Annotated in this window: 9 protein-coding genes; 4 read left to right on the plus strand and 5 right to left on the minus strand. The window is 62.0% G+C overall.

What is annotated here, in order from left to right; all coding sequences use genetic code 11:
• Window positions 1–197 precede the first annotated feature (197 nt).
• Window positions 198–899, plus strand: coding sequence for a hypothetical protein (locus AC52Q4_RS01860; RefSeq protein WP_495535101.1), 702 nt, complete (start codon window positions 198–200; stop codon window positions 897–899).
• Between the two features lie 67 nt (window positions 900–966).
• Window positions 967–1,668 carry a class I SAM-dependent methyltransferase gene (locus AC52Q4_RS01865; protein ID WP_495535102.1) on the plus strand — a complete coding sequence of 234 codons (702 nt, stop codon included), beginning with the start codon at window positions 967–969 and terminating at the stop codon, window positions 1,666–1,668.
• Window positions 1,669–1,788: 120 nt separating this feature from the next.
• Here the strand turns inward: AC52Q4_RS01865 and AC52Q4_RS01870 are convergent, their stop codons facing one another.
• Both AC52Q4_RS01870 and AC52Q4_RS01875 read right to left on the minus strand, forming a co-directional pair.
• Window positions 1,789–2,793 carry a polyprenyl synthetase family protein gene (locus AC52Q4_RS01870; protein WP_495535103.1) on the minus strand — a complete coding sequence of 335 codons (1,005 nt, stop codon included), beginning with the start codon at window positions 2,791–2,793 and terminating at the stop codon, window positions 1,789–1,791.
• 20 nt (window positions 2,794–2,813) lie between these two features.
• Window positions 2,814–3,542, minus strand: a complete 729-nt coding sequence (locus AC52Q4_RS01875) for a hypothetical protein (protein WP_495535104.1) — start codon at window positions 3,540–3,542, stop codon at window positions 2,814–2,816.
• Window positions 3,543–3,696: 154 nt separating this feature from the next.
• Here AC52Q4_RS01875 and phoB point away from each other — a divergent pair, with 154 nt between their 5' ends.
• Window positions 3,697–4,383: a phosphate regulon transcriptional regulator PhoB gene (gene phoB / locus AC52Q4_RS01880; protein WP_495535105.1), complete on the plus strand. Its 687-nt coding sequence runs from the start codon at window positions 3,697–3,699 to the stop codon at window positions 4,381–4,383.
• A 236-nt stretch (window positions 4,384–4,619) separates the two neighbouring features.
• The gene (locus tag AC52Q4_RS01885) at window positions 4,620–6,269 is read left to right on the plus strand and encodes a Glu/Leu/Phe/Val family dehydrogenase (RefSeq protein WP_495535106.1); all 1,650 of its coding nucleotides are present in this window, start codon (window positions 4,620–4,622) and stop codon (window positions 6,267–6,269) included.
• A 142-nt stretch (window positions 6,270–6,411) separates the two neighbouring features.
• Here AC52Q4_RS01885 and AC52Q4_RS01890 read toward each other — a convergent pair whose 3' ends face one another.
• From AC52Q4_RS01890 to nirK, 3 genes are all read right to left on the minus strand, one after another.
• Window positions 6,412–8,565 (minus strand): hybrid sensor histidine kinase/response regulator, encoded by a 2,154-nt coding sequence (locus AC52Q4_RS01890; RefSeq protein WP_495535107.1) that lies wholly within the window; start codon window positions 8,563–8,565, stop codon window positions 6,412–6,414.
• Between the two features lie 4 nt (window positions 8,566–8,569).
• Entirely contained in the window at window positions 8,570–9,121 is a 552-nt protein-coding gene (locus AC52Q4_RS01895) for a heme NO-binding domain-containing protein (RefSeq protein WP_495535108.1), read from the minus strand.
• 187 nt (window positions 9,122–9,308) lie between these two features.
• Window positions 9,309–10,428 (minus strand): copper-containing nitrite reductase (nirK, locus tag AC52Q4_RS01900; protein WP_495535109.1); only part of this gene is annotated, 1,120 nt, incomplete at its 5' end.

The following is a 10,428-nucleotide window of genomic DNA, read 5'->3' on the forward strand; positions in this document are numbered from 1 at the left end:
AGATCTCAGCCTGGCAGGTGCATCGCGATCAACTCCAGGCGAAGGTGAACTGGCAGTTCACCGCGCAAGACGCACGCATCAAACTGAAGCGCCTATATCCGACGTTTCATGCGTGACATGACACTAGTCTATGTGGCAAGCTGGAACTATCGGAACACCGTCGAAACGACCAATACTCATTGGCGGGGAATCGGTGGGTGGCAACGCCGCTGAGCAAGCCACCACGCCGGGCGGGTAGCCACTTGACAGCGATCACGCCAAAGACGCTTGCCGCGGCCGTGCTGCGACGATACGGCACCACCTATGCTCAGGAAGGCGGCAGCCGGCTGGAAAAAAACACGCCCTCGGCGCTCTACCAATTGCTCACCATCGCCCTTTTGCTGAGCGCGCGCATTGCCGCCGCCAATGCCATGGAGGCTGCGACGGCGCTGCGCAAGGCAGGTTATACGACCCCCGGGAAAATGGCCCAAGCCACTTGGCAGCAGCGCGTCGACGTCATCACCTGGCATGGCTACAAGCGCTACGATGAGCGCACGGCCACGCTGCTGGGCGAAACCGCCGAGCTCGTGCTGAGCCGCTATCGCGGCGATCTGCGCCGATTGCGTGAGCGAGCGCAGCACGACCCCGCCCAGGAGAAGACTCTTTTGAAAGAGTTCAAAGGCATCGGTGATACCGGTGCGGATATCTTTCTGCGCGAGGTGCAGCTGGTCTGGGAGGAGGTCTATCCATACGCGGACAAGAAGGTCCTCAAGGCCGCCGACAAGCTGGGCCTGCCGAGCGAGGCCAGGCAGCTCTCGACACTGGTCGCGCGCGAGGACTTCGCCCGACTGACGGCGGGACTCATCCGGGTCGATCTGGCTCGGGCCTACGATACAATCCGAGCCGAGGCCTATGGCTAGCGCCAGGCGGCAGCGTGGCGCGCCGCGGAATCCACCCCATCCAGATGCCCGGACGCAAGGCGACGTGATGCAGCAGCGCGACGACAGGCTCGCCCTCGTGCACCGGTTCTTCGCCGGAACCGGCCGCAGCTACGACTTCATGGTCAATTTCGCCACCCTGGGCATCGACCGGCTCTGGAAGCGCCGGCTGGTCGCGCTCATGCCGCCCAATCCCGAGCGTATCCTGGACCTCGCCTGCGGCACGGGGCTCTCGACGCTCGCCATCGCGAAACGTTATCCGCGCTGCCAGATCGTCGGGGTGGAGTTACGGCAGGAATATCTGGACATCGCCCGCGAGAAGAGCCAGCGGTTAGGAATAACCAACATCGAATGGGTGCTCTGCCGCGCGGAAGATTATCACTCTGAACTGCCTTTCGACTGCGTGAGCTCTTCCTATCTCGCCAAGTACGCCGAGCTGCAACGCCTTATCCGCAACAGCAAGGAAATGCTGACAAATGGCGGCTTGCTATTGATGCATGATTTCACCTTCCCGCCGAAACGCCATCTCGTTTTGATTTGGCGGATTTATTTCAAGCTGCTGCAACGATTCGGCACGCCTTTTTTTCCTTCCTGGCGGGAAATCTACCATGGGCTGCCACAACTCATCGAAGAGTCGCAATGGGTTTGCGAACTCAACGAAGCGCTCGAGGCGAGCGGGTTCAATGACCTCGATGTTGAATATCTGACGCTTTATGGCTCGGCCATTGTCAAGGCGCGGGCGGTGAGATAACGCACGGTCTCTCCGCGAAGAAACGCCCGGGAGAGCTTCGATTCTCCTGCGGCGGTCGCGATTCCTTTTTAGAGACATCACGCCTTGCAGGCGCCGCGTGTTTTTGACCGCAATGGCGGGCTATGCGCGATTGAAGGGGCTTTGAGCCACGGAGTCCGCAGTCACGGACGACAACGTCAGCGCCGCGATCCTTGCGGGTGCCTCCCGCAGAATCTCCCGATAATAATTGACGGGAAACCGCCCGAGCTGAGATTCGGCCGCGCGCACGCGTTGGTCGATTTCCTGCTCCATACCTCGGATAAGCGCCTGGTCCATGTACCGACGCCAGTCATCGGCTTCCTCGCGAGGCTCGGCGAGACCGCGGGGAAGGGGCGGCCCGGATTTACGGGCGAGAAAATGCCAGGCGGGAAGGAGCGCCGGCGGCTTTTCGATGAGCTTCTCAGGGGAATGCCAAGCGGTGACGATCTCGGTGAGGTCGTCGGCGATCTGGTAGGCCTCGCCAATCCGCGCTCCGAAGGCATACGCGCTACGGCCCACCTCTTCGGGCGCGCCCGCGCCAATAGCGCCAAGCTGGCAGGCGGCGCCGAATAGCGCGCCGGTCTTGAAATAGATGATGCGCTCGTAGACATCGGGCCCGTGGGTTTCCATTCCGCCGTCATTGGGCTGCGCCAGTAACAGCAGCTCCTGATAGGCTCCGGTGGCGAGCGTGGCGATGGCACGGGCGACCACAATGCCGTCCGCATTGCTCAGCTCCACCATCGACTGGATTGCGGTCGCGAACATGACGTCCCCGAGCAGCACCGCCCGGCGCGGCCCTTCCACGGTCCAGGTGGCGGGACCCTTGCGCCGGCACACGTCGTCATCGACGTAGTCATCGTGCACGAGCGAGGCCGCCTGAATGCACTCGATGGCCACGGCACGCGGCAAGGCGTCCTCGACGCGCCCACCGAGCGCCTGGCTCACCAGACAGACCAGACAGCCACGTATCCGCTTGCCATGCTTGATGATTTGCTGGACGGTTGCACGCTGCCGGGTACTGAAGGCGGAGAATAATTCGGGGATCTGAGTCGTGAGCTCATCATCGAGGTGCTCGCGGGTGTCTTGCCAATACTCAATGAAGCCCATGCGACGACTCCCGCACCGCTCTAGCGCCAGCCGCGCCAGCACAACAAACCGACGCCGAGCAGAATAACCCCGGCGCTGATGCTCTTGAGTATCTGCTCGAGAACGGCCAACTGCGCGGCATCGCCCGCCTGTGCACCTTCGCGCCGTGCGCGCTTCAAGGCCTTATAAGGACGTGAGGCTTTGATCTCGACCAGGCTCAGAAAACCCGCCGAGGCGGCGATCGGCAGAACGGCCCAAGCGATCTGGTTGGTCTGCAGAACGTAGCCGGCGAGCACGGGCAGGGTGCCCCAGGAGAAGGCGAACCACCCGTCGGTGTGAAACCGCCCGCTGAACCACTCCAGATTGTAAGCCAGAAGGAAAAATCCCTCGGGAATGGCAATCGCCCAGAGCAGCGGCGTATGAAACACCATGTAATAAATGCCAATCGCGTAAGCCGCGCCGATCGACACTGCCGCGAGCACGGCGAGTTGCGTCGCGGAGAAAACGCCCCCCCAGGGCTTGACTTCCTTACTGCCGAAGGCATCCAGCGCATGGGCGCCAACGCCCAGCGCGAGGAAATAAATGACCAGGATGGCACCGACACGGCCCCCATCGACGCTAGGGGCGAGCGTGGACCCGATCACCGTATAGGCAAGCACCATTGCAGTGTAGGGTAGAAAAAGCAGGCCAACCAGCACGCGGAATTTCGGTGGCCCGACGCGCGGCACGAACCACTCAGTCGTCCGATCGTCGTTGCCTGCCTGCCTCATGCCATCTCTCCCCGCATGCCACGCCGGACAAATATTTTGATCCGCCGCTCGCTACCTAGTTCACACACCGCGGCCCGATCCGGGCGAGGCTGTCATAAAACTGTCATTCTAGTAAGTTCTAATGCGCGGCAGTCTTGCGGTGCAAAGGCGCGGGATGATCAACATTCTGCTCGTCGAGGATGAATCAGCCATTCGGCAGATGGTCACGATGGCGCTCGCCCGTGGCGAGTACTGCGTGCATGAGGCCGACTCAGCGGAAGCGGCTCTGGCGCTGCTCGAAGAGATCGAACCGGATCTGGTGCTGCTCGACTGGCTGTTGCCCGGCATGAGCGGGGTCGAATTCGCGCGGCGGTTGAAGAAGCACTCCGCTTACCGTGAGCTGCCCATCATCATGCTGACGGCCCGCGGGGAGGAGGAGGACAAGGTCCGAGGCCTGGAGGCCGGCGCGGACGACTACGTGACCAAGCCGTTCTCGCCACGCGAGCTGCTCGCGCGGATCAAGGCGCTGCTGCGCCGCACGGCAACCCTGGCCGGCGACGAGCGCCTCGAAGTGAGCGGCTTGGCACTCGATCCGCTGGCGCATCGGGTATGGGTCGGCGAGGACCCACTCGAGTTGGGACCCACGGAGTTCCGCTTGCTGCGCTTTTTCATGACCCACCCCGACCGCGTTTTCAGCCGCGCGCAGCTACTGGACCACGTGGGGGGCGCCAATGTCTACGTCGAGGAGCGCACCGTGGACGTGCACATCCGGCGGCTGCGCAAGGCGATCGCCGGTCACGGCCACGCCCGGCTGATCCAGACGGGGCGCGGCGCGGGCTACCGCTTTTCAGTCAATCCGTAACGTGCGCGGCCGCTGTTAGCCGGCAGCGCTCGCCAGATTCCGTAACGACCTTCCCATAAAAAGCCCCGGCGCCGGTAATAAGCGTCGTGGTTATCGAACATAATTACCTTTAGATGTGGCTTTCGCTGCGTTGCGATCGACGCTTGGCGCTTTTCCCGATAGAAATGCCCATCGGGCACCGCGCCAACGATCGCCTCGCCGTTGTCGCCATGCCTAATGCGGCGGAGTGAGCTGTTATGGCCGACAAGCCCGTTACCGTTCTCCTGGTAGAGGACAACCCGGTATACAGCCGCCTGATACAGAGACTGCTCGGGCAGTCGAAGCGGCCCGCCTTCGAGGTCGTGGCGGTCGAGCGCCTGGCGGCAGCCCTGCCGCGACTCGCTACCGGCGGCATCGACGTTGTGCTCCTCGACCTCATGCTCCCGGACAGTGAGGCGCTCGATACCTTTTATCGTGTGCGTGCCCAAGCCCTAGACGTCCCCATCGTCATTCAAAGTGCCCTCGATGACGTAAGCCTCGCAGGCAAGGCCGTCGAAAGCGGAGCGCAGGACTTTCTGCTCAAGGAGCGAATCAACGATGTCTCCCTCATCCGCTCCATTCGCTACGCCATCGAGCGCACGCGCGCGCGCGGCGCCGAGTGGTCCTCGGCCATGTTTCGCCTCGCCCAGCAGCAATTTCTCAAGACCGCCCACATCGTCGGTCTCGACGACAACATTCGCCAACGGCTGCTGTTTCCCGAGCGCGCCCAGATCGCCACGCTGCCGTTTCGGCGCGATGAGCGCGAACAGGTGGAGACCGTCTTCGCCTATCGCGTGCAACACGTGCTCGCCATGGGGCCGACCAAGGGCGGCATCCGTTACCATCAGGACGTCAATCTCGGCGAGGTCGCCGCGCTAGCCATGTGGATGACCTGGAAATGCGCCCTCATGAACCTGCCCTTCGGCGGCGCCAAGGGGGGGGTGCGGATCGATCCGAACGGGCTGACCCGCAGCGAGCTGCAGCGACTGACGCGCCGCTACGCCCTGGAATTCATTGGCATCATTGGCGCCGACAAGGACATCCCAGCGCCCGATATGGGCACCAGCGAGCAGGTCATGGCCTGGATAATGGACACCTACAGCCAACACGTCGGCTACTCCGTGCCCTCTGTGGTGACAGGCAAGCCGATTGTTCTGGGCGGCTCGCTCGGGCGCAATGAGGCGACCGGGCGGGGGCTCGTTTATTTGATCGAGGAGGTCTGTCGCCATCTCGCTGTCGAGCTCGCAAAGTCCACGGCGGTGGTCCAGGGTTTTGGCAACGTGGGCGCGCACGTCGCGGCCTTTCTCGCTGAATGCGGCGCCAGGGTGGTGGCGGTGAGCGATATGAGCACCGCAATCTACAATCCGGCCGGATTGCCGATCGATGCGCTGCGCAAATACGTGCGCGAGCACCAGATTCTCGCCGGCTGTCCCTGCGGGGAGGAAATCGAGAACCGCGAGATGCTGGAGCTCCACTGCGACATCCTCGCCCCTTGCGCATTGCAAAATCAGATTACCGCGGAAAACGCCGGACGCCTCGATTGCAGGATCCTGGCGGAGGGCGCCAACGGGCCCACGACGCTCGAGGCGGACGAGATATTGAGCGAGCGTGAAATCTTCGTGCTGCCGGATATCCTGGGCAATGCGGGCGGGGTCATCGTCTCCTATTTCGAGTGGGTGCAGGGGCTGCAGAACCTCATGTGGCCTCTCGAGGAAGTCAACGCGCGCCTGCGTGACATCTTGACCAACGCGCTTGAGCGCACCTTGCAACGCGCCGAAGCGAGCAAGGTCGATATGCGCACGGCGGCCATGATGGAGGCGCTGCAACGCGTAGAGACCGCGAAACGCCTGCGTGGTCTGTTTCCCTGACTGGAGTTCCGCATGACGCCGAGGCCGAGAGCGGAGGACGAGGCTGGCGGCACAATGAGCGAATCGTAATGGACAGGTCGGGCGCGCCGGCGGTAAAAAGAGAGCGTTGACGGCATCTGCCCACCGTATTGATTGCAAGACGCTAAGCGAGCGTTTTCTCCCCGTTGAGAAACGCGCGCAGCTCAGTCTCGAGCCGGCCGAACCGTTGGTGCAGCCAAGAGACCGCCTCGGAAGCACCAGAGAGTTGGTTCTCGCGGCCGACGCGCTCGACGCGTTCCGCCGCCTGTGCGGCGGAGCCGGCTCCCAAGGCTTTCAAGGAACTTTTGAGCGAATGAGCCGGCCGTTGCAGGGCCTTTGCGTCCTCTCGGTCGAGCGCTCGGTCAATTTCATCGAAGAGCTTCCCGGATTCCTCGACCACCAGTTGCACCAGTTCCTTGAGAAAATCCTCATTGCCTTGCGCCGTCTTCAATGCCGCCGACCAATCGATGAGCGCCTCGGCTCCACTTCCCGGCTCCGCTTTGGTCCCGTCCTCCTGCGCGGGCGGCATTTCACCGTCCGGCGGCCGTGCTTCGGTGGCTACGAGCGCCGCTATCGTGTCAAAGAGCTCCCGGGCACGCACGGGCTTGCTGACATAGCCGTCCATCCCAGCCTCCAGGCATCGCTCGCGGTCCCCTTTCATGGCGTGCGCCGTCAGCGCGATGATGGGCACATGGCAGCCGCTCCTGGCTTCTTTCGCGCGAATCACCGCGGTTGCTTCCAAGCCATCCATTTCCGACATTTCGACGTCCATCAGCACGACGTCGAAGCGGTCTAGATCATAGGCGGCCACGGCTTCCTTGCCGTTATTGGCAATCACCACAACGTGGCCGTGCTTTTCCAGCAAGGCCGCAACCAGCTTTTGATTGACGACGCTGTCCTCGGCGAGGAGAACCCGCAGCGCTTGGAGTTGCCGTTGCTCCTCGACCGCGGTGGCCGCCACCTCGCTGAGCTCCAGCCCGAGTACCGCGGCGATGGCATCAAGCAGCTCGGATTGCTTCACGGGTTTGAGCAGATGCGCGGCAACCCCGAGCTGTTCACAGCGCGTGGCATCCCCCGTTTGGCCGCCGGAGGTGAGCATTATCACCTGGGTGTCCGACGACAAGCGACTGTCCTGGTTCATTTTTTCTACCAGCTCGAAACCGTCTTCGCCAGGCATGTGGCAATCGCTGATGACGAGTCGCAAAGGGCGCCCCTCATCGTAAGCCGCGCGCAAGGCGGCGAGTGCCCCACCGGCAGTGGCGGCGGTGGTCACCGCTATGCCCCAGCTGGCCAACATCTCGTTGAGGATCAACCGATTCGTGGCGTTATCGTCAACAACCAACGCACGGACATCGCGCGGGATAACGGCCTCGAGCGGCTGCGCGTCGGCCGGGGGGTCGGTTGCCCTCGGAAACGTCACCGTGAAGTGAAAGGCACTGCCGCGGCCGAGCTCACTCTCCGCCCAGATGCGACCTCCCATCAAATCGACCAGCCGTGACGAGATGGCCAGTCCCAGGCCCGTGCCGCCGAACTTGCGAGTCGTGGTCATGTCCGCCTGCTCGAATGACTCGAAAACGCTCTCCAGCTTGTTGGCGGGAATACCAATGCCGGTGTCGGTAACCGTGAAGTGAAGGTTCACATCGTCACTATTCTGCGACCTGCAGGCGACGTCGAGCGTCACCTCGCCGTGCTCGGTGAATTTGATCGCGTTGCCGACCAGGTTGATCACGATCTGGCGCAGCCGCTGAACGTCCGCCAGAAGCGCATCCGGCACATCGGGGTGGACATGACAGGCCAACTCGAGCCCCTTTTCGTGGGCGCGAAACGCCAAGGACTTCATCGCATCGCCAAGGCGTTCACGCAGGCTGAACCCGTGCGTGTCGAATTCGAGCTTACCCGCCTCGATCTTGGAAAAGTCGAGGGTATCGTTCAACAGCGCCAGCAGGGACTCGCTCGCCTCGCGCACCATGGCGAGGTACTCACGCTGAGTGTCGGTGAGATCGGTGTCGAGCACCAGCTCGGTCATGCCGATGATGGCGTTCATCGGCGTGCGGATTTCGTGGTTCATGTTGGCCAGGAAGTTACTCTTGGCCAGGTTGGCCGCCTGCGCCGCATCCTTGGCCTGCCGCAGCTCCTCGCCTGCCTTCTTCAGGTCCTGGATCAGCTCGTAGAGCTCCCGGGTGGACTTCTCAGCAATCGCCTCGGCTTCCAGCCGTGCCTTGCGCTCGCGTTCGTAGCGCTTTTGCCAGGCTGCTCCGGAATCCGCTGGGGGGGTCATAATGCTATCCGATGGGGGCCGATTTGAACGAACATATCAACAGGCAGCGCTTGTCACCGCGGTTCATGCATTGGGACTGCGAGAGCTCGACTCGCTCGCCGAAGTGCGCCGCCGCTCCCTCGATCAAACCCTCAGCAAACGCGCAGAGCTTGCGCGCCGATGTATAGCCAATCGTAAGGCTATCCGCTTGGGCGGTGTCGAATTCGAAGACCGGAACGTTTGCACCCGGATAGATCTTGCGCACCTCGGGGTGGATGATATCGTTCAGCGTGAGCAGAAACGCGCGCGTGTGGGTGTGCGGAGTGAGAAATTGCGGATAGCGCTCGGCGAACAAGGGAAGCGCGTTGCGCCCGAACCAGCGCACGATTTCCTGACTCGGCTTGCCCCTGGCAAACGATGCCGCCTCTACAAGATTGAAGAAATCCGCGTCCGGATAACTGCCCAGCGACGTATACGCCCCATCGAGGCCCGCCCTCTCCAGTAAGTCGTCCCAAGCCGACGGACCATGCTGCGCAGTGACGACCTCTTCGAGCAGATTGAAAACGACGCCTTTCATGGCCGCAGTTCCGAGAACCCACGCCAACCGGCGCAGGTTTGATGGGCTCTAGCGAGGAACCGAGTCGTCGAAGCCGACGCAATGCAACGCCTCCCGTCCTGCTTTCAAGTATACAGCGGTTCCCGAGATGAGAGGCCGCGATGGCATTGACCACCGTGGAGCGCGTGTCCGCCAGGTCCCGGCGCTATCACTTCATGGGGCGATACACATCCGTGTTTTTAGCTCCCGTGACTTCGAGGTGTGTGACGGCCCCTTTTTCCATCCGAAAAATCGAATGGTCCAGGGGAATATAGGTCCCCGGAACTTCCACCTTGAATTCGACCCCCGCGGCCCCACCTGCTGGAATCGTCGTGGTCTGGATGTCCTGGTTCACCAAGCTGAAAGAGCCTTCGACGAATACCCGGTCGAAATGCTCGCCGATCACGTGGAAGCTCGAGATCAGATTCGGCCCGATATTGCCGATGAACATGCGTATGGTCTCCCCAACATGGACCGGATCAGCGTATACGCCTAATGCCCGAGCGCCGGTGACCGCATTGAGGCGGCCGTTGAAGACCACGAAGGTAGGCTCCTCGAGCATCCCGTACTTTTCCGAATGGATCAGGCGACCCTGGTTTACCAGGTTTGCAGCGACCTTGTCCCCGCCCAAATTGGTGTAAAACTCGCTCTGCATCAAATAATACTCATGGTCCACTTCACGAAGGCCTTCTCGCGGCTCCACGACGATCAGTCCGTACAACCCGTGTTCGATGTGGTGCGGAACGGGCGGAGCCGCGCAGTGATACAGGTAGATTCCGGGTTTGATCAATTTGACCTGGAGATGGCTCGTGGAGCCGGGCACGGTATTGAGCGCGGCCGCTCCACCGCCGGGCCCGGTGACGGCATGAAAATCCACGTTATGCAGGAACGCGTTGGTTTTGGGATTATGTAAATAAAAGTCGAGCTTGTCGCCAACCCGAGCGCGAATCATCGGGCCAGGTATTTTGCCGTTGAAGGTCCACAATTCCAGCGTGGTTCCCCGCGCTATTTCTGCCACGGCTTCCTGAATTTTCAGGTGAGCTTCAATCGTCAGCGAACCGTCGCGAGTTTTTGCCCGTTTCGAGAAAGCGCCTTCCTCGTATAACGTGTAATTCGCGGAGCGCGGCAGATCGGAGGGATGCCGGGAAATTTCCTCGACATGCGGCGGTTCGGTCGGGTTATTGGCGCGGCTCTGTGTCAGTCGAGTAAGTTCGCCCTGCGCGGGCGGCGGCTGCTCCTTTGCGTTGGCGACCTCCCCCCAGCACGCCGCGAGCACAAACAGCACTCCC

It is taken from the genome of Nitrococcus sp., from assembly GCF_059432795.1.

Bases quoted from the DNA above. Each gene is read 5' to 3' on its own strand.
- AC52Q4_RS01875 (WP_495535104.1), bottom strand. From the start codon at position 3,542: ATGAGGCAGGCAGGCAACGACGATCGGACGACTGAGTGGTTCGTGCCG.
- phoB (WP_495535105.1), top strand. From the start codon at position 3,697: ATGATCAACATTCTGCTCGTCGAGGATGAATCAGCCATTCGGCAGATG.
- AC52Q4_RS01870 (WP_495535103.1), bottom strand. From the start codon at position 2,793: ATGGGCTTCATTGAGTATTGGCAAGACACCCGCGAGCACCTCGATGAT.
- AC52Q4_RS01895 (WP_495535108.1), bottom strand. From the start codon at position 9,121: ATGAAAGGCGTCGTTTTCAATCTGCTCGAAGAGGTCGTCACTGCGCAG.
- AC52Q4_RS01865 (WP_495535102.1), top strand. From the start codon at position 967: ATGCAGCAGCGCGACGACAGGCTCGCCCTCGTGCACCGGTTCTTCGCC.
- AC52Q4_RS01890 (WP_495535107.1), bottom strand. From the start codon at position 8,565: ATGACCCCCCCAGCGGATTCCGGAGCAGCCTGGCAAAAGCGCTACGAA.
- AC52Q4_RS01885 (WP_495535106.1), top strand. From the start codon at position 4,620: ATGGCCGACAAGCCCGTTACCGTTCTCCTGGTAGAGGACAACCCGGTA.